Source organism: Stenotrophomonas maltophilia, assembly GCF_047497515.2.
Classification (GTDB): Bacteria; Pseudomonadota; Gammaproteobacteria; order Xanthomonadales; family Xanthomonadaceae; genus Stenotrophomonas.
In genome coordinates, this window is record NZ_JAXAXL020000010.1 from 130,333 (window position 1) to 146,597 (window position 16,265).

The following is a 16,265-nucleotide window of genomic DNA, read 5'->3' on the forward strand; positions in this document are numbered from 1 at the left end:
CCCCCCGCCCCCCACTACCGCGGGTGCAGGGCGGCAGCCCTGCAAACAAACCCCACCCTCAGTAGCGCGGCCGGCCTTCTTCCAGCACCTGGCGCAGGAACGGCACGGTGATCCGCCGCTTCGCCGCGAGCGATTCACGGTCCAGCCAATCCAGCAGCGTGATCAACCCACCCAGCTCACGCCCGGTGTGCGACAGCAGCCACTCGATGGCCGCCTCGTCAATCGCCAGGCCACGCCGCAGCGCGCGCTCACGCAGCACCGCAGCGCGGCCTTCCTCGTCCAGCGGCTGCAGCAGCACGCGCACGCACTGGCCCAGCCGCGAACGCAGGTCCGGCAGCAGCAGGCCCAGTTCTTCCGGCGCCTTCTGCGCCGTGTACAGCACCGTCACCCCCGCAGCGCGCGCGCGGTTGTGGAAGTCGAACAGTGCGATCTCGTCCTCGCGATGACCGGCCACGTCATCCAGGCCATCCAACGCCACCAGCTCACGTGATTCCAGCCCGTCCAGCGCCGCGCACACGCGGCCGGCGGCGCTCGCCAGTGGCACGTAGGTCGGCAGGCGGCCGGCCTGTTCGGCGCTGGAACACATCGCCAGCGCCTGATGGGTCTTGCCCGTACCCGCCGCACCTTCCAGGTAGACCCAATCGTGGCTGGCGCCGACTGCGATCGCGCGCAGCTGCGCCAGCGCGCCATCCGGCGCGCCGATGAAGGTTTCCAGGCGCTGGTCCCGCGGGTAATGCAGGGCCAGCGGCAGTTGCGGCACACCCATCACTTCAGGTCGAGGCCCTTGTCATCCGGAACAATGATATGAGGCTGGTCGACCACGCCATCAAGCACGATCGCCGGCTTCTCACCCACGTACAGCTCGCTCTGGCGGTAGCGCTGGTGGGCATAGCGCAGCAGCACGTTGGTCACCGCGGCCACCGGCAGCGCCAGCAGCATGCCGAGGAAGCCGAACAGCTGGCCACCGGCCATCACCGCGAAGATCACCGCCACCGGGTGCAGGCCGATCTTGTCGCCAACGATGCGCGGGGTCAGCACGTAGCTCTCCAGCAGCTGGCCGACGGTGAACACCACGCCGACCAGGATCAGCAGCTTCAGGTCGAAGCCCTGTGCCTGCACCAGCGCGGCCACGACCGCCATCAGGATGCCGGTGGTGGCGCCCAGGTACGGAATGAAGCTGATCAGTCCGGCAATCAGGCCGATCAGCAGGCCCAGCTTGAGGCCGACCAGCGACAGGCCACCGGCATAGATCACGCCCAGCGCCAGCATCACCAGGAACTGGCCGCGGATGAACGCGCCCAGCACCTCGTTGGACTCACGCGCCAGCGCGCTGATGGTGCCGATGTGGTTGCGCGGGATCACCGAGGCCACGCGCTCGACCAGCTTGTCCCAGTCACGCAGGAAGTAGAACGCCAGGATCGGCAGCAGCAGGATGTTGACCACCCAGGTCACCATCGCAAAACCCGAGCGCGAGACGTAGCCCATGAAGGTGGTGGCAAAGCCGCCGGCCTGCTGCCAGTGGCTGCGCACCCATTCGATCAGGCGGTCCGGGTCGAGCCACTGCATCACTTCCAGGCCGGTCTTCTGCTCGAACCAGGGAATCCCCTTTTCCATCAGCCACGCCTGCGCCTGCGGCGCGGCCGCGATCAGGGTGGTGATCTGGCGCTCGATCATCGGCACCAGCACCAGCAGCAACCCCACGATCACCAGCACCATCGCGGCGAACACCAGCACCACGCCGGTCATGCGCGAACGGCCGGTGGCCTCGATGCGGTCCACCAGCGGGTCGCCCAGCCAGGCCAGCGCCAGCGCCAGCACGAACGGGGTCAGGATCGGTGCCAGCAGCCACACCACCCAGCCGACCAGCCCGGCGAACAGGATGTACTTCAGGCGGCGCAGGAACTGCGCGATTTCCGCTTCCGGGGTCAGGGTCATCGCAGGCGGTACTCGTTGCTGACCGGCGCGGCGACCGGAGTACCGGTGGTGTCATCGATCGGGGTGGGCAGGGCCGGCAGCGGCGCGCTCGGCACCAGCACGCCGTTGTCGCCCAGCATGCGGTTGAAGCCGGCCAGGCCGGTGGTCATCTCCAGGCTCAGCTCCAGCTGGCCGGCCGAGGCGTGCAGCGGGGTGACGTTGCGCACCACCGGCACGTCGCGCAGGCCTGCGGCCAGGCGAAGGTAGTCGTCGGCGCTGTTGATGCCGGTCACCACCACGCGGTAGGTCCCGGCCTGGCCGGTCGCGACACCGGCCTTGGCGTAACGCTTGACCAGCGCGTCGGCGGCGCCATCGGCACCGGCAGCCATCGCGCGCATGGCGCTGGCATCCTTGCTGGTCCACTTGTTCAGTTCACGGCCGTTGTCCACGAACACCCAGTCCGCCTGCCAGCCGCCATTGGCGCGGTACAGCTTGCCGATCAGCTGCATCGGCGGCGAATAGCGCGAGGAGGCGCGGGCCACCGCGGCACTGTCCTGGCGCCAGATGGCCCCGGCCAGCGCCTGTTCGGCGGCGCCGCCACTGGGCAGGCCCAGCTTGTAGCCACGCTCGATGGCGCGGTTCAGCAGCGGGCGGGCGGCATTGGCCTGCTGCACGCTGACCAGGCGCGGGCCACTGCCGTCATCGACGGCCAGCCACAGCACCGGCTTCGGCCGCGGCTGCGGCCACAGCGGCAGGCCCAGCGCCGACACCAGTGAATCCACGTCATCCTCGCGGAAGCGCGCCACCAGGAGGGTACGGAAGCTGGGAGCACCGCTGGCGCTCACGCTCTGGTCCTGCTTGTAGTCGTAGCTGGCCACGTAATCCTTGGCATTGCGCAGTGCCTGCACCACGCCGGGGCGGGACATCACGCTGCGATCGCCGGACAACTTGCCCAGAACCACGCTCAGCGCGCGGGCCAGGGCGCCGTTGCGATCGGCTTCGGCCTGGCTGTTGACGGGCACTTCGGCCTCGTACGCGCCGGTGGCGGTGGCGACATCCCCCTCGGTGCGCAGGCCGCTCTGGGCCATCGTGGCCACCGGCAGGCTCAGGGCAATGAGCAGGGTCAGAATCAGGCTGCGGCGCATCAGGACATCCATTGGCTCGACGTATCCGGGGGGAATTGTTGCCCGAATACGGACTTTGCGCCAATGCGGCCTGTTAAAATCGCCCGTTCAACCCCTGCCAGCGCCGACGCCCGTGACCAACAGCCCGTCTTCCGCCCCCTCCCCCCTCACCTACCGTGATGCGGGTGTCGACATCGACGCCGGCAACGAGCTGGTCGAGCGGATCAAGCCCCTGGTCAAGCGCAGCTTCCGCCCGGAAGTGATGGGCGGCCTGGGTGGCTTCGGCGCCCTGTTCGACCTGTCCAACAAGTACCGCGAGCCGGTGCTGGTGTCGGGTACCGACGGCGTGGGCACCAAGCTGAAGCTGGCCCACCAGCTGAACCGCCACGATACGATCGGCATCGACCTGGTCGCCATGTGTGTGAACGACGTGCTGGTGCAGGGCGCCGAGCCGCTGTTCTTCCTGGACTACTTCGCCACCGGCAAGCTGGACATCGACACCGCCGCAGCGGTCGTGGGCGGCATCGCCAACGGCTGCACCGAGGCCGGCTGCGCGCTGATCGGCGGCGAGACCGCTGAAATGCCCGACATGTACGCCCCGGGCGAGTACGACCTGGCCGGCTTCACCGTCGCTGCGGTCGAGAAGAGCGAGCTGAAGGACGGCGCCAGCGTCGCCGCCGGTGACGTGCTGATCGGCATCGCCTCGTCCGGCCCGCACTCCAACGGCTATTCGCTGGTGCGCCGCATCTACGACCGTGCTGGCCGCCCGGCCGAGCTGGAGCTGGAAGGCGGCGTGAAGCTGGTCGATGCGCTGATGGCGCCGACCCGCCTGTACGTCAAGCCGATCCTGTCGCTGCTGAAGTCGCACGGCGAGGCCATCCACGGCATGGCCCACATCACCGGTGGCGGCCTGACCGAGAACATCATCCGCGTGGTGCCCGAAGGCCTCGGCCTGGACATCCAGGCGTCGTCCTGGACCCTGCCGCCGGTGTTCCAGTGGCTGCAGAAGGAAGGCGCGGTGGCCGACAGCGAGATGTGGCGCACCTTCAACTGCGGCATCGGCTTCGTGCTGATCGTCGCACCGGACCAGGTCGCTGCCGTGTCCGAGGCGGTCAAGGCGCAGGGCCTGGAGCACTGGACCATCGGCCAGGTGGTCACCGCCGAAGGCGCCGAGCGCGTCCACATCGGCTGAGCCCGGCAACCAGGAGCCCGCATGGACGCAACGCCCCCCTTGACGCCCACCCCGGTGCCGCCGCCCCTGGCGCCGGTACCGGCGTTCAGCGCGCAGGATGCCGACCACCTGCGCATGCTGTCCATCGCGCACTACGTGGTCGGTGGACTGATTGCGCTGTTCTCGCTGATCTTCATCATCCACATCGTGCTGGGCATCAGCGCCCTGACCGGCCACCTGCCGATGAACTCCGGTGGCCAGCCCTCGTCACCGGCCGAGCAGCGCCTGTTCGGCTGGATGTTCACGATCATCGGCTGCCTCATCGTGTTCGGTGGCGTGACGCTCGGTGCATTCGTCGCCTATGCCGGACGCTGCCTGGCACGCCGACGCCGCTACCTGTTGTGCCTGATCGTGGCCGGCCTGGCCTGCCTGTTCGCACCGGTCGGCACGGTGCTGGGGGTATTCACCCTGATCATCCTGCTGCGTCCGCAGGTGAAGGCGGCCTTCGAAGCCGACGCCCCTTCCCGCAGCTGAGATTCCCATGGCATCCGTCCCGCCCCCGTTGAATGTGCCGCCAGGCTGGACCGCGCTCCAGATCGGTGGCCACCTGCACACGCTCAGGATCCTGTTCTACGTCTACGGCGGCATCCAGCTGGCGCTGTCCGTTGTCCTGCTGATGGCCGCGATGGGCGGCTACATCAGCGAAAGCCAGAACCCCACCGCAGGCATGCCGCCCGTGCTGCTGGCGGTGATCCTCGCCGTCGCGGCACTGGTCATCGGCGCACTGGGCGCGCTCAGCCTGGCCGCCGCGAACCGGCTGGGGCAGCGCCGCCAGCGCACGTTGTGCCTGGTGGCGGCCGGTGCCGCCTGCCTGGGCGGTGCGCTGGGCATCGCGCTGGGCGTATACGCCCTGATCGTGCTGCTGCGCGCGGATGTTGCCGCCAGCTTCGCCGAACCGGGCGGCGCGGTGGTCGCATGACCGCTCGCATTGCAGTACTGGCCTCCGGCCGTGGCAGCAACCTGCAGGCCATCCTCGACGCGATCGGTGCTGGCCGCCTGCCGGCCGAGGTCGTCGGCGTGTTCTCCGACCGTCCCGGTGCCGCAGCGCTGCAACGGGTGGCGCCCGCCCTGCGCTGGGCACATGCGCCGAAGGAATTCAGCGACCGCGCCGCCTATGAGCAGGCGCTGGGCGATGCCGTGCAGGCGTCCGCACCGGACTGGATCGTCTGTGCCGGCTACATGCGCATCCTGGGGGCTGCCTTCGTGCAGCGTTTCGACGGCCGCCTGGTCAACATCCACCCGTCGCTGCTGCCGCTGCACAAGGGCCTGGACACCCACGCGCGGGCACTGCAGGCCGGTGATGCCGAGCATGGCGCCAGCGTGCACCTGGTGGTGCCGGAGCTGGACGCCGGCGCGGTGCTGGCGCAGGTGCGGGTGCCGGTGAAGCCCGGTGACGACGCGCAGGCGCTGGCCGAACGCGTGCTGGCGGTGGAGCACCCGCTGCTGATCGCCACCCTGCAACTGCTGTGTGCCGGCCGCCTGGCTGAACGGGACGGACAGCCCTGGCTGGACGGTCACCCCCTGTTTAGCCCGTTGGCCCTAGATTGCGCCGGAAACCTGAACCGGTAACCCGCTTGCACACGCCCCGCTGACTGCGGGGCTGGCATCCTGCCTCCTCCCGCAGCCCCCGCACTCCATGAAGACCACGACCCTGCTGTCCACGTCATTGCTGCTGTCGCTGGCCGTGCTTCCCGGCGTGGGCTGGAGCCAGGCGCCGGCGCCTGCCGCTTCGCCGCCACCGGCGCCCGCCGCGCTGCCACCGAACGAGCCCACGGCACCGCTGCTGCCCGCGCTGGCCTGGGAGCCGCCGCCCCTGCAGCCGTTCACCGCCACCTACCAGGCCTTCTACAAGGGCAAGGAAGCCGGCGACGCCAGCATGCAGGTCACCCACACCGGCGGCAGCCAGTGGCGGGTCGATATGCAGGTGGTGGGTCGCCGCGGCTTCGCCAGCGTGCTGGGCCTGAACATCGAGCAGAGCACCGTGTTCGAAGAGCGCAGCGGTACCTATGCGCCGCTCAGCCAGAGCACCGTGCGCAAGGGCCTGTTCCTGGGCAAGAAGGCGGTCGGCACCTACAACTGGCAGGCCGGAACCGCACAGTGGACCGGCGATGTGAAGAAGGACCGCGCGCAGCCGATCCCGCTGCAGCCCGGCGACCAGAGCGCGCTGCTGATCAATCTGGCGATCATGCGCGATGCCCGTCCGGGCGCCAGCATGCATTACCGCTACGTGGACATGGGCAAGGTCCGCCAGCATGAATACCAGGCCGCGCCGCAGACCGAGAACGTCGAGGTCGGCGACCTGTCCTACAACGCGCTGCGGGTCTACCGGACCAACGGCGGCAACAACGAAACCATCCTCTGGATCGCCAACGGTGTCCCTACCCCGGTGCGCATCCTGCAACGCGAAGACGGCGAAGACCGCGTCGACCTCCGCCTGATCGAATACCAAGGAGTCTGAGCATGAGCACCCTGACCCGCCCCCTGACCTGGATCGCCGCGGCCGCGCTGACCGTGGCCAGCCTGCCCGCGATGGCCCTGGAGCCGTTCAAGGCCGACTACCTGGCCAGCTACATGGGCATGCAGGCCAACGGCACGATGACCCTGGCCAGCGAAGGCGCCAACAAGTGGCGCTACAGCCTGCAGGTGAAGAACCAGCTGGCCGACCTCAGCCAGAGCACCGTGTTCGAGGAAGTGCGCGGCCAGCTGCGCCCGCTCAGCAGCCAGGATCGTTCGGCACTGCTGGTGAAGAAGCGCAACGTGCAGGCCAACTACAACTGGACCAGCAACCAGGCCACCTGGACGGGTGATATCAAGCCGGACCGCGCCGGCCCGATCGCGCTGAAGACCGGTGACATGGACGCCCTGCTGATCAATCTGGCGATCGCCCGCGATCTGGCCGCCGGCAAGCCGCTCACCTACCGCATGGTCGACGAGGGGCGCATCAAGAACATGACCTACCGCGTGATCGGCAAGGAATCGATCACCGTTGCCGGCAAGAGCTACGAAGCCACCAAGGTCTCGCGTGCCGACGGCAACAAGGAGCTGATTGCGTGGATCGTGCCGGAGTTCCCGGTGCCGGCACGCATGCTGCAGCGCGAGGGTGGCCGCGATGCGCTGGACCTGACCATCCGGGCGATGAACTGATCGCGGATGCACGTCATCCACGCATGGCGTGGATCTACTTCAAATCCCGACCCCAGTGGATCCACGCCATGCGTGGATTCACGTCCCGCAAGGAAAACGCCCGCTTTCGCGGGCGTTTTTTTATTTCTTCGCTTCTTCCGCAGGCTTGAACTCGGTGCGGCAGTCCACGCGGATCTGCTCGCCGGTGCCGCGCCAGACAAAGGTGCGGCAATGCCGGCTGCCGTCCTGGCTGTCGTTCACCGACACCGCGTAGAACGACTGGATGATCTCGTCGCGCGAGACCGTGCCGTCGCCGTTCCAGTCCATGTCCTTCTGCTCGATGCCCTGGGTGATGGCGATGTTGGCGTACCAGGCGTAACCCAGCCATGCCAGCACGATCAACACCAGCGCCAGCAGCGCCTTGCGACGCGGGCTGAATTTCCCGCGCAGGATCATGGCACGCGCCGGATGGTGGCGCCGAGCGAAGACAGCTTCTCTTCGATGTTCTCGTAGCCACGATCAAGGTGGTAGATGCGGTCGATGGTGGTGTCACCGTCAGCCATCAGGCCGGCCAGGATCAGCGATGCCGACGCACGCAGATCGGTGGCCATCACCGGTGCACCGCTCAGGCGCTCGTGGCCGCGGGCAATGGCGGTGTGGCCTTCGACCTGGATGTCCGCGCCCAGTCGCAGCAGTTCGTTGACGTGCATGAAACGGTTCTCGAAGATCGTTTCATTGATCACGCCGACGCCGTCGGCCACGCAGTTGAGCGCCATGAACTGCGCCTGCATGTCGGTCGGGAACGCCGGGTACGGCGCGGTGGTCAGGTTGACCGCCTTCGGCCGCTTGCCCTGCATGTCCAGGGTGATCGAATCTTCGGTGGTCTCGATCTTCGCACCGGCCTCGGCCAGCTTGGACAGCACCGCGTCCATGGTGTTCGGGCGCGCACGGTTCACAGTGACCTTGCCACCGGTCATCGCCGCGGCCACCAGAAAGGTGCCGGTTTCGATGCGGTCGGGCAGCACTTCGTGGCGGCCACCGGACAGGCGCTCGACGCCTTCGATGACCAGGCGGGCAGTGCCCAGGCCTTCGATCTTCGCGCCCAGTGCGATCAGGCAATGCGCCAGATCGGTCACTTCCGGTTCCATCGCGCAGTTGTCGAGGATGGTGGTGCCTTCGGCCAGCACCGCGCCCATCAGCACGTTCTCGGTGCCGGTGACGCTGACCATGTCGAAGGTGAAGTGTCCCCCCTTCAGTCGCTTGGCCGAGGCCTTGATGAAGCCGTTCTCGACCACGATCTCGGCACCCAGCGCCTGCAGGCCCTTGATGTGCTGGTCGACCGGGCGCGAACCGATCGCGCAGCCGCCGGGCAGCGACACTTCGGCCGCGCCGAAGCGGGCCAGCAGCGGGCCCAGCACCAGGATCGAGGCGCGCATGGTCTTGACCAGTTCGTACGGCGCAACGTGCTGGTTGACCGGACGCGGGTCGACCACGATCGCGCTGCCGCGCGACAGCGTGCCCTGGTCGATGGTGACCTTGGCGCCCAGCTCGCCCAGCAGCTTCACCGTGGTGACCACGTCGTGCAGGTGCGGCACGTTGGTGATCTCCACCGGCGCATCGGCCAGCAGGGTCGCGCAGAGAATGGGGAGGACGGCGTTCTTGGCGCCGGAGATGCTCACTTCACCGTGCAGCGCAGCGCCGCCGGTCACAACGATCTTGGCCATGTATTCGGGATCTTCTGCGGTTCAGCCGGCTTCGGCCGGGGTCACGGTTTTCAGCGCAAGCGCGTGGATCGCGCCGCCCATCAGGTCGCCCAGGGTGGCATAGACCATCCGGTGGCGGGCCAGCGGCATCTTGCCGGCAAAGGCCTCGCAGACCACGGTCGCTTCGAAATGCACGCCATCGTCGCCACGCACGTCGGCGCGGGCGCCCGGCAGGCCGGTTTCGATCAGATTGCGGATGGTGTCAGCGTCCAACGGGCTTTCCTAATAAAATGAGCGCTCATTCTACTTCCGCTGCGTGGCGTCCGCATGGCCGAGTCCCCCCTGCCCCCCCGTTCCGTCGATCCGGCCAGTCTGGTCGCCAGTGGCCGTCGCGTCTTCGAGATCGAGCAGCAGGCTCTGGATGCGGTTGCCGCCCGCCTCGGCGAGCCCTTCCAGCAGGCCTGCCAGGCGATCCTGCGCAGCCGCGGCCGGGTGGTCGCCACCGGCATGGGCAAGTCCGGCCACATCGCCCGCAAGATCGCCGCCACCCTGGCCTCTACCGGCACCCCGGCGTTCTACGTGCACCCGGGCGAGGCCGGCCACGGCGACCTGGGCATGATCACCGAGGATGACGTGGTGCTGGCCCTGTCCTACTCAGGCGAGTCGGACGAGCTGCTGATGCTGCTGCCGGTGCTCAAGCGCCAGGGCAACGTGCTGATTTCCATGACCGGCCGCGCGCAGTCGAGCCTGGCTGCCGCCGCCGACGTCCACCTGGACGTGAGCGTGCCGGCCGAGGCCTGCCCGCTGGCGCTGGCGCCGACCTCCAGCACCACCGCCTCGCTGGCGATGGGCGATGCCCTGGCCGTGGCCCTGCTGGATGCGCGCGGTTTCACCGCCGATGACTTCGCCCGCTCGCACCCGGCCGGCAGCCTCGGCCGCCGCCTGCTGCTGCACATCACCGACGTCATGCACACCGGCGACGACCTGCCCAAGGTCCCGGCCGGGGCCAGCCTCAGCGAGGCGCTGGTGGAGATGAGCCGCAAACGGCTTGGCATGACCGCCGTGGTCGACGCCGACGGCGTGCTGATCGGGCTGTTCACCGATGGCGATCTGCGCCGCGCGCTGGACAGCGCGCTGGACGTGCGCACCGCGAAGATCGCCGATGTGATGACCCGCAACCCGCGCACCATCGGCGCCGACCAGCTGGCCGTGGAGGCCGCCCGGCAGATGGAAACCCAGAAAATCAACGGCCTGATCGTGGTTGATGGCCAGGGCCGTGCCGTCGGCGCCCTGAACATTCATGACCTGTTGCGGGCGCGGGTGGTTTAACCGACAGTCCGTAGACCCCATTCAGTCTGTAATGCCGCATCCGTCCCCACCGAGCCTGCTGCCCTGATGCCCTGGTCCCCCCTGCCCGCCTTCCCTGCCCACCTGCATGCCACCGCGGCCGAGATCCGCCTGGCCTGCTTCGACGTGGACGGTACCCTCACCGACGGTCGGCTGTACTACGACAAGGACGGCAACGAGAGCAAGGCGTACTTCGTGCAGGACGGCCTGGGCCTGAAACTGCTGCAACAGCATGGCATCCACCCCGTGCTGATCACCGCGCGCAACAGCCAGTCCGCGCTCAAGCGCGGCGCTGACCTCGGCATCGACACCCAGATCGCCGTGGGCGACAAGCTGGCCAGCGTGCAGGCGCTGTGCGCCCAGCATGGGGTCGGCCTGGAGCAGGTGGCGTTCATGGGCGACGACCTGCCGGACCTGGCGCCGTTGGGCGCGGTCGGCCTGGCGGTGGCGCCGGCCAACGCCCATCCGTGGATCGCCGAGCGCGTGCACTGGCAGACCCGCGCCGAGGGCGGGCGCGGCGCCGCGCGCGAGCTGTGCGACATCCTGCTGGCCGCACAGGGCCGCGTCGATGCCGTGCTGGCGAGGTTCGGCGCATGAATGCTCCCGCGATGAACTGGCGCACCGTGCTCGGCGTGGTCCTGCTGCTGGCGGCCCTGCTCAGCAGCTGGGCGGCGTTGCGCAACCGCGACAAGGGCCCGCAACAGGGCGGCGAGGAGGTCGGCGTGGACTACGTGCTGCACGACTTCCAGATCGTCGCCCTCGACGAGCAGGGCAAGGAATCGACCACGCTGCGCGCGCCGCTGCTGGAGCGCCAGCGCGGCGACCAGACCATCAACATCGCCACCCCGCTGTTCGAGATGCCGGACAAGGATGGCAAGCACTGGACCCTGCGCTCGGAGACCGGCTGGCTCAGCGCCAAGGGCGATGAGATGAAGCTGCGCGGCAACGTCGCCGGCGACAGCCCGGCCGGCCCGGGCGTGGTGCCCACGACCTTCCGCACCGACCACCTGGATGTGTTCCCCAAGGAAAGCCGCGCCCGCACCGATGCACTGGTGACCATGACCCGCCCGGGCATGGAGCAGTCCGGCGTCGGCTTCGAGGTGGATTCGAAGAACAACACGTATCATTTCCTCAGCCAGTCCAAGGGCCGCTACACGCCCAGGCACTGATTCCGCCGCCCACCTGCGACGTCCCCGGACAGGCGCAAGGCCGGCAGCCCACCCACCCGCCCCCGGTCTCCCGGGAGGCCCCACCGGTAGAACGGACCCCGATGAAGATTCCCTTTGCAGCAGCCGTATTCGCGTTCGCTCTTCTTGTTCCCGGCGCCGCCTTCGCCAAGTCGACCGACCGCAACGAGAACATGAACATCGACTCCGGCGCCCAGTCGGGCGTGCTTACCGGTGACGGCAAGACCGTGCTGTCGCAGGGCGTGACCGTCACCCAGGGGTCGCTGGACATCCGTTCGTCCGAAGCCGAGATCTACCTCAAGGATGGCGAGGCGGTGCGCGCGGTGTTCACCGGCAAGCAGGCCACCATGAAGCAGCAGCTCGATGACGGCACCTGGATGGACGCCGTCGCTGATCGCATCGACTACGACATCAAGACCGAGATCATCACCCTGACCGGCAACTACAAGGTCACCAGCGCGCGCGGTACCAACGCCGGCCAGCGCATGGTCTACAACACCCGCAGCGGTGAAATGAACTCCGGTGGTGACGGCAGCCGCGTGCGCACCGTCATCCCGCCGAAGAACAAGAATCCGGCCGCGCAGCCGTCGGCGGCAGCGCCGAAGGCGGCACCGGCCACCACGCCGGCAAAGCCGGCGGGGAGCAAGAAGTAATGCTCGTCGCCAAGGGCCTGCGCAAGAAGTACAAGCAGCGCGAAGTGGTCAAGGACTTCGGGCTGACCCTCGACGCCGGCGAAGTGGTGGGCCTGCTCGGCCCCAACGGTGCCGGCAAGACCACCTGCTTCTACATGATCGTCGGCCTGGTCGCCGCCGATGCCGGCAGCATCGTGCTCGACGGCAAGGACATCACCGGCGACCCGATGTACACCCGCGCCAAGCAGGGCGTGGGCTACCTGCCGCAGGAACCGTCGGTGTTCCGCAAGCTGACCGTGGCCGACAACCTGCGCCTGGTGCTTGAACTGCGCGAAGACCTGGATTCGGCCGGCCGCGAGCGCGAATTGAACAGCCTGCTCGACGAACTGCAGCTGGGCCACGTCGCCGACCAGCTCGGTGCCAGCCTGTCCGGTGGCGAACGCCGCCGCTGCGAGATCGCCCGTGCACTGGCCGCACAGCCGCGCCTGATCCTGCTCGACGAACCGTTCGCCGGTGTCGACCCGATTTCGGTCGGGGAGATCCAGCGCATCGTCACCCACCTCAAGCAGCGTGGCATCGGCGTGCTGATCACCGACCACAACGTGCGCGAGACCTTGGGAATCTGCGACCGCGCGTATATCCTCGCCGAGGGCACCGTACTGGCCCAGGGCTCGCCGGAGGCGATCCTGGACAACGCCGATGTGCGCCGCGTCTACCTTGGGGATTCCTTCAAGCTGTGACTGCGGGCGCCGGGGCACTTTTCTTCCTTTCGGCACAGGTATGAAGACTCGGCTGCAGACATCGTTGGGACAGCAGCTGGTGCTTACGCCCCAGCTGCAGCAAGCGATCAAGCTGCTGCAGATGTCCACCACCGAACTGGAGCTGGAGATCGCCCAGGCGGTGGAGAGCAATCCGCTGCTGGACTGGGCCGAAAGCAACGACGGCCCTGCCGCCAACGAAGGCAGCGATGGCAACGACAGCGAAGCCCCCAGCGAACGCGTTGACAATGGCGACGACTGGGCGCCTGCCGAACTGGACTGGAGCGCCGCTGGCAGCGGGGGCAGCTTCGACGATGACGACGACACCGGCAGCGCCGCCGAGCGCGTGGCTGAAACCGAAACGCTGGCCGACCATCTGCTGTGGCAGCTGCACCTGTCGCATCTGTCGGCACGTGACCGCAGCATCGGCGCCACCCTGATCGATGCGCTCGACGAAGACGGCTACCTGCGCGAGCCCCTGGCCACCATCGCCGAGACGCTGCTGCCGGCGATCCATGCCGACGAAGATGAGATCCTCGCGGTACTCCACCGCATCCAGCGTTTCGACCCGGTCGGTGTGGCCGCACGCACGCTGGGCGAATGCCTGCAGCTGCAACTGGACGTGCTGGTTGGCGACACGCCCGGCCTGGCGCTGGCGCGACAGATTGCCGCAGGCCCGCTGGAACGGTTGCCGCGCAGTGGCGTGGCCGGCCTCGCCCACGAACTGAAACTGCCGCTGGCCGAGGTCGAGACCGCCGTCGCCCTGCTGCGCTCGCTGGACCCGCGCCCGGGTACGCAGATTGCACCGCTTTCGCAGGACACCTACGTGGTGCCCGACGTGGTGGTGTGGCGGCAGAACGGCGTCTGGCGCGCGGCACTGGCCGGCCACGCCGGGCCGAAGGTGGTCATCCACCGTGGCTACGAACAGCTCATCCGCCGTTGTGGCGAGGCCGATGCCGGCTACCTGCGCGCGCAGCTGCAGGAAGCGCGCTGGCTGTTGAAGGGGCTGCAGCAGCGTGGCGAGACCCTGCTGCGGGTGGTGCGCAGCCTGATCCTGCAACAGGCCGGCTTCCTCGAATTCGGCGAACAGGCGCTGCGCCCGTTGACCCTGCGCGAGATCGCCGCCGAACTCGGCCTGCACGAATCCACGGTGTCGCGCGCGATCGCCCGCAAGCACGTGCGCACGCCGCGCGGCACCCTGCCACTGCGTGCCTTCTTCGCCTCGGGCATCGATACCGAGGGCGGTGGCGAGGCGTCCAGCACGGCCATCCAGGCGATGATCCGGCGCCTGATCGACGACGAGAACCCGCGCAAGCCGCTTTCTGACGCCAAGCTGGCTGACCTGCTCAAATCGTCGGGAATTCCAGTAGCGCGACGCACCGTGGCGAAGTATCGTGAAGCCATGAACATCTCCGCCTCGCACGAAAGGGTCAGAATCGCTTGACGCGCCGCCGCGCCCGGCGGAGAGGTTCATTGGCACATCCGAACACAGGAGAAACCCGATGCGCATCGAAACGTTTGGCAAAGACGTCGAAGTCACCCCGGCCCTGCAGTCCTATGTAGAGGAGAAGCTGGCCCGGATCGGAAAACACTTCGACCAGCACTGCGAAGCGCGGGTGACCCTCAAGCTGCAGAAGACCGAGCACCACGTCGACGCCAGCCTCAACATCCCGGGGCAGACCCTGCACGCCGAGGCCGGCGGCCAGACCATGTACGCCGCGATCGACCTGCTTGCGGACAAGCTTGACCGCCTGGTGATCAAGCACAAGGAGAAAAAACAGCAGCACGCACCGCTGCCGGTGGGCGACAATGGCGGCTGATCGCCACCGTTCCCCGCAGACATGCCCCTGACTGACCTTCTGGCGGCCGTGCAGACCCAGCTCTGCACGGCCACCGACCGTGACAGCGTCCTGCAGGCCGCGGCCGGGTTGCTGGCCTGCCGCCAGGCCAATGCCGAACAGATCTACCTGAACCTGTGCCAGCGCGAGGCGTTGGGCAGCACCGCGATCGGCTACGGCATCGCCATTCCACATGGCCGTGCGCCCACCCTGGATCGCCCCCGCGGCGCCCTGTTGCGCCTGGCCAGCCCGGTCGACTTCGGTGGCGACGAGCCGGTGGACCTGGTGTTCGCGATGGCCGTCCCCGCCCATTACACCCACCAGCACCTGATGCTGCTGTCCGAGCTGGCCGAGCTGTTCTCCGCGCCGGACATCCGCCAGGCGCTGCGCGATGCGCGCGATGCGCAGGCGCTGCGTGCAGCGCTGGACATGACCCCGCCTGCGAGTGCCGCATGAATACCAGCATCACTGCCCGTGAACTGTTCGAACAGCAGCGCGAGCGGCTGGGTCTGCGCTGGGCCGCAGGCAAGTCCGGCGAGAAACGCGAACTCGAAGCCGGCAACACGGTCTCGCGGCGCCCCTCGCTGGCCGGCTACCTCAATGCGATCTACCCCAACAAGGTGCAGATCCTCGGCACCGAGGAACTGTCCTGGCTGGATGCGTTGGAACCGCGCCAGCGCTGGGAAACCATTGAAAAGATCATGCAGTCGCATCCGCTGGCGCTGGTGCTGACCCGCAACCAGCCCTGCCCGGAAGACCTGCGCGCGGCGGCCGATGAATCCGGCACGCCGCTGTGGCTGTCGCCCAAGCGTGGCCACGAACTGCTCAACCACCTGTCCTACCACCTGGCGCGCACGCTGGCGCCGCGGGTGATCCTGCATGGCGTGTTCATGGAGATCTACTCCATCGGCGTGCTGATCACCGGCGAGGCCGGCTCGGGCAAGAGCGAACTGGCGCTGGAACTGCTCAGCCGTGGCCATCGCCTGGTGGCCGACGATGCCCCCGAATTCACCCAGATCGCCCCCGACGTGCTCGATGGCACCTGCCCGGAACTGCTGCAGGACCTGCTGGAAGTGCGCGGCCTGGGCGTGCTGAACGTGCGCGAGATGTTCGGCGACACCGCTGTAAAGAAGAACAAGTACCTTCGGCTGATCGTGCACCTGACCAAGCCGATGACCGAACCCACCCCGCATGGCTACGAACGCCTCACCGGCGATTCCGGCACCCGCCATGTGCTGGACCTGGATGTGCCGCTGATCACCCTGCCGGTGATGCCCGGCCGCAATCTGGCCGTGCTGACCGAGGCGGCCACCCGCCTGCATATCCTGCGCACCAAGGGCATCGATCCTGCGGCGATGTTCATCGCCCGCCACAGCAACCTGCTGGAACGGCGAACTCCCTGACCCCT

The 16,265-nt window shown here is 68.1% G+C and carries 21 protein-coding genes; 15 read left to right on the forward strand and 6 right to left on the reverse strand.

Going from position 1 to position 16,265, the window contains the following annotated elements:
- Nucleotides 1-58: 58 nt before the first annotated feature.
- From hda to ACMZPQ_RS14635, 3 genes are read right to left on the reverse strand one after another with little or no spacing between them, the layout of a single operon-like run.
- Nucleotides 59-766 (reverse strand): DnaA regulatory inactivator Hda, encoded by a 708-nt coding sequence (hda, locus tag ACMZPQ_RS14625; RefSeq protein ID WP_197580826.1) that lies wholly within the window; start codon nt 764-766, stop codon nt 59-61.
- Nucleotides 766-1,935 (reverse strand): AI-2E family transporter, encoded by a 1,170-nt coding sequence (locus ACMZPQ_RS14630; RefSeq protein WP_197580827.1) that lies wholly within the window; start codon nt 1,933-1,935, stop codon nt 766-768. The genes hda and ACMZPQ_RS14630 overlap by 1 nt, the downstream gene beginning before the upstream one ends.
- Entirely contained in the window at nt 1,932-3,059 is a 1,128-nt protein-coding gene (locus ACMZPQ_RS14635; protein ID WP_414486225.1) for a DUF2066 domain-containing protein, read from the reverse strand. Before ACMZPQ_RS14635 ends, ACMZPQ_RS14630 begins: the two co-directional genes overlap by 4 nt.
- A 112-nt stretch (nt 3,060-3,171) precedes the next feature.
- Between ACMZPQ_RS14635 and purM the strand changes: the two genes are divergently transcribed.
- From purM to ACMZPQ_RS14665, 6 genes are all read left to right on the forward strand, one after another.
- On the forward strand, nt 3,172-4,230 hold the full coding sequence (purM, locus tag ACMZPQ_RS14640; RefSeq protein ID WP_197580829.1) for a phosphoribosylformylglycinamidine cyclo-ligase: 1,059 nt from the start codon (nt 3,172-3,174) through the stop codon (nt 4,228-4,230).
- A 21-nt stretch (nt 4,231-4,251) separates the two neighbouring features.
- Nucleotides 4,252-4,743 (forward strand): hypothetical protein, encoded by a 492-nt coding sequence (locus tag ACMZPQ_RS14645; protein WP_197580830.1) that lies wholly within the window; start codon nt 4,252-4,254, stop codon nt 4,741-4,743.
- Between the two features lie 7 nt (nt 4,744-4,750).
- Nucleotides 4,751-5,188, forward strand: a complete 438-nt coding sequence (locus ACMZPQ_RS14650; protein ID WP_197580831.1) for a hypothetical protein — start codon at nt 4,751-4,753, stop codon at nt 5,186-5,188.
- Complete coding sequence (gene purN, locus ACMZPQ_RS14655; RefSeq protein ID WP_197580832.1) at nt 5,185-5,838, forward strand: phosphoribosylglycinamide formyltransferase; 654 nt, start codon at nt 5,185-5,187, stop codon at nt 5,836-5,838. Before ACMZPQ_RS14650 ends, purN begins: the two co-directional genes overlap by 4 nt.
- 67 nt (nt 5,839-5,905) lie before the next feature.
- The gene (locus tag ACMZPQ_RS14660; RefSeq protein ID WP_197580833.1) at nt 5,906-6,727 is read left to right on the forward strand and encodes a DUF3108 domain-containing protein; all 822 of its coding nucleotides are present in this window, start codon (nt 5,906-5,908) and stop codon (nt 6,725-6,727) included.
- Nucleotides 6,728-6,729: 2 nt separating this feature from the next.
- Nucleotides 6,730-7,413 carry a DUF3108 domain-containing protein gene (locus ACMZPQ_RS14665; RefSeq protein WP_197580834.1) on the forward strand — a complete coding sequence of 228 codons (684 nt, stop codon included), beginning with the start codon at nt 6,730-6,732 and terminating at the stop codon, nt 7,411-7,413.
- 120 nt (nt 7,414-7,533) lie between these two features.
- Here the strand turns inward: ACMZPQ_RS14665 and ACMZPQ_RS14670 are convergent, their stop codons facing one another.
- The 3 genes from ACMZPQ_RS14670 to ACMZPQ_RS14680 are packed head-to-tail and all read right to left on the reverse strand — an operon-like array spanning nt 7,534 to nt 9,368.
- Nucleotides 7,534-7,848, reverse strand: coding sequence for an EF-hand domain-containing protein (locus ACMZPQ_RS14670; RefSeq protein WP_197580835.1), 315 nt, complete (start codon nt 7,846-7,848; stop codon nt 7,534-7,536).
- Nucleotides 7,845-9,116: a UDP-N-acetylglucosamine 1-carboxyvinyltransferase gene (murA, locus tag ACMZPQ_RS14675; RefSeq protein WP_197580836.1), complete on the reverse strand. Its 1,272-nt coding sequence runs from the start codon at nt 9,114-9,116 to the stop codon at nt 7,845-7,847. Before murA ends, ACMZPQ_RS14670 begins: the two co-directional genes overlap by 4 nt.
- Nucleotides 9,117-9,137: 21 nt before the next feature.
- A complete protein-coding gene (locus tag ACMZPQ_RS14680) occupies nt 9,138-9,368 on the reverse strand; it encodes a BolA family protein (RefSeq protein ID WP_021202589.1) in 231 nt (76 codons plus the stop codon).
- Between the two features lie 54 nt (nt 9,369-9,422).
- On the opposite strand from ACMZPQ_RS14680, the gene ACMZPQ_RS14685 reads away from it, so the two are divergent.
- The 9 genes from ACMZPQ_RS14685 to hprK all read left to right on the forward strand — a co-directional run bounded on the left by ACMZPQ_RS14685 (nt 9,423) and on the right by hprK (nt 16,260).
- Nucleotides 9,423-10,424 carry a KpsF/GutQ family sugar-phosphate isomerase gene (locus ACMZPQ_RS14685; RefSeq protein ID WP_197580837.1) on the forward strand — a complete coding sequence of 334 codons (1,002 nt, stop codon included), beginning with the start codon at nt 9,423-9,425 and terminating at the stop codon, nt 10,422-10,424.
- 66 nt (nt 10,425-10,490) lie between these two features.
- Nucleotides 10,491-11,039 carry a KdsC family phosphatase gene (locus ACMZPQ_RS14690; protein WP_197580838.1) on the forward strand — a complete coding sequence of 183 codons (549 nt, stop codon included), beginning with the start codon at nt 10,491-10,493 and terminating at the stop codon, nt 11,037-11,039.
- A complete protein-coding gene (lptC, locus tag ACMZPQ_RS14695; protein ID WP_197580839.1) occupies nt 11,036-11,611 on the forward strand; it encodes an LPS export ABC transporter periplasmic protein LptC in 576 nt (191 codons plus the stop codon). Before ACMZPQ_RS14690 ends, lptC begins: the two co-directional genes overlap by 4 nt.
- A gap of 101 nt (nt 11,612-11,712) precedes the next feature.
- Complete coding sequence (lptA, locus tag ACMZPQ_RS14700; RefSeq protein ID WP_197580840.1) at nt 11,713-12,282, forward strand: lipopolysaccharide transport periplasmic protein LptA; 570 nt, start codon at nt 11,713-11,715, stop codon at nt 12,280-12,282.
- Nucleotides 12,282-13,001, forward strand: a complete 720-nt coding sequence (gene lptB / locus ACMZPQ_RS14705; protein WP_197580841.1) for an LPS export ABC transporter ATP-binding protein — start codon at nt 12,282-12,284, stop codon at nt 12,999-13,001. Before lptA ends, lptB begins: the two co-directional genes overlap by 1 nt.
- Before the next feature lie 40 nt (nt 13,002-13,041).
- On the forward strand, nt 13,042-14,463 hold the full coding sequence (locus ACMZPQ_RS14710; protein WP_197580842.1) for an RNA polymerase factor sigma-54: 1,422 nt from the start codon (nt 13,042-13,044) through the stop codon (nt 14,461-14,463).
- Between the two features lie 58 nt (nt 14,464-14,521).
- Nucleotides 14,522-14,839: a ribosome hibernation-promoting factor, HPF/YfiA family gene (gene hpf, locus ACMZPQ_RS14715; RefSeq protein ID WP_005415556.1), complete on the forward strand. Its 318-nt coding sequence runs from the start codon at nt 14,522-14,524 to the stop codon at nt 14,837-14,839.
- A gap of 21 nt (nt 14,840-14,860) precedes the next feature.
- On the forward strand, nt 14,861-15,313 hold the full coding sequence (locus ACMZPQ_RS14720) for a PTS sugar transporter subunit IIA (protein ID WP_312647323.1): 453 nt from the start codon (nt 14,861-14,863) through the stop codon (nt 15,311-15,313).
- Nucleotides 15,310-16,260, forward strand: a complete 951-nt coding sequence (gene hprK / locus ACMZPQ_RS14725) for an HPr(Ser) kinase/phosphatase (protein ID WP_004147299.1) — start codon at nt 15,310-15,312, stop codon at nt 16,258-16,260. The genes ACMZPQ_RS14720 and hprK overlap by 4 nt, the downstream gene beginning before the upstream one ends.
- Nucleotides 16,261-16,265: the final 5 nt, after the last annotated feature.

What these genes read in the sequence shown, in the direction of transcription:
- ACMZPQ_RS14650 (WP_197580831.1), top strand. Translation starts at nt 4,751, where the DNA reads ATGGCATCCGTCCCGCCCCCGTTGAATGTGCCGCCAGGCTGGACCGCG.
- ACMZPQ_RS14645 (WP_197580830.1), top strand. Translation starts at nt 4,252, where the DNA reads ATGGACGCAACGCCCCCCTTGACGCCCACCCCGGTGCCGCCGCCCCTG.
- ACMZPQ_RS14630 (WP_197580827.1), bottom strand. Translation starts at nt 1,935, where the DNA reads ATGACCCTGACCCCGGAAGCGGAAATCGCGCAGTTCCTGCGCCGCCTG.
- ACMZPQ_RS14690 (WP_197580838.1), top strand. Translation starts at nt 10,491, where the DNA reads ATGCCCTGGTCCCCCCTGCCCGCCTTCCCTGCCCACCTGCATGCCACC.
- ACMZPQ_RS14710 (WP_197580842.1), top strand. Translation starts at nt 13,042, where the DNA reads ATGAAGACTCGGCTGCAGACATCGTTGGGACAGCAGCTGGTGCTTACG.
- ACMZPQ_RS14635 (WP_414486225.1), bottom strand. Translation starts at nt 3,059, where the DNA reads ATGCGCCGCAGCCTGATTCTGACCCTGCTCATTGCCCTGAGCCTGCCG.
- lptB (WP_197580841.1), top strand. Translation starts at nt 12,282, where the DNA reads ATGCTCGTCGCCAAGGGCCTGCGCAAGAAGTACAAGCAGCGCGAAGTG.
- purN (WP_197580832.1), top strand. Translation starts at nt 5,185, where the DNA reads ATGACCGCTCGCATTGCAGTACTGGCCTCCGGCCGTGGCAGCAACCTG.
- lptA (WP_197580840.1), top strand. Translation starts at nt 11,713, where the DNA reads ATGAAGATTCCCTTTGCAGCAGCCGTATTCGCGTTCGCTCTTCTTGTT.
- ACMZPQ_RS14670 (WP_197580835.1), bottom strand. Translation starts at nt 7,848, where the DNA reads ATGATCCTGCGCGGGAAATTCAGCCCGCGTCGCAAGGCGCTGCTGGCG.
- murA (WP_197580836.1), bottom strand. Translation starts at nt 9,116, where the DNA reads ATGGCCAAGATCGTTGTGACCGGCGGCGCTGCGCTGCACGGTGAAGTG.
- hpf (WP_005415556.1), top strand. Translation starts at nt 14,522, where the DNA reads ATGCGCATCGAAACGTTTGGCAAAGACGTCGAAGTCACCCCGGCCCTG.
- ACMZPQ_RS14665 (WP_197580834.1), top strand. Translation starts at nt 6,730, where the DNA reads ATGAGCACCCTGACCCGCCCCCTGACCTGGATCGCCGCGGCCGCGCTG.
- lptC (WP_197580839.1), top strand. Translation starts at nt 11,036, where the DNA reads ATGAATGCTCCCGCGATGAACTGGCGCACCGTGCTCGGCGTGGTCCTG.
- ACMZPQ_RS14660 (WP_197580833.1), top strand. Translation starts at nt 5,906, where the DNA reads ATGAAGACCACGACCCTGCTGTCCACGTCATTGCTGCTGTCGCTGGCC.
- ACMZPQ_RS14720 (WP_312647323.1), top strand. Translation starts at nt 14,861, where the DNA reads ATGCCCCTGACTGACCTTCTGGCGGCCGTGCAGACCCAGCTCTGCACG.
- hda (WP_197580826.1), bottom strand. Translation starts at nt 766, where the DNA reads ATGGGTGTGCCGCAACTGCCGCTGGCCCTGCATTACCCGCGGGACCAG.
- hprK (WP_004147299.1), top strand. Translation starts at nt 15,310, where the DNA reads ATGAATACCAGCATCACTGCCCGTGAACTGTTCGAACAGCAGCGCGAG.
- ACMZPQ_RS14685 (WP_197580837.1), top strand. Translation starts at nt 9,423, where the DNA reads ATGGCCGAGTCCCCCCTGCCCCCCCGTTCCGTCGATCCGGCCAGTCTG.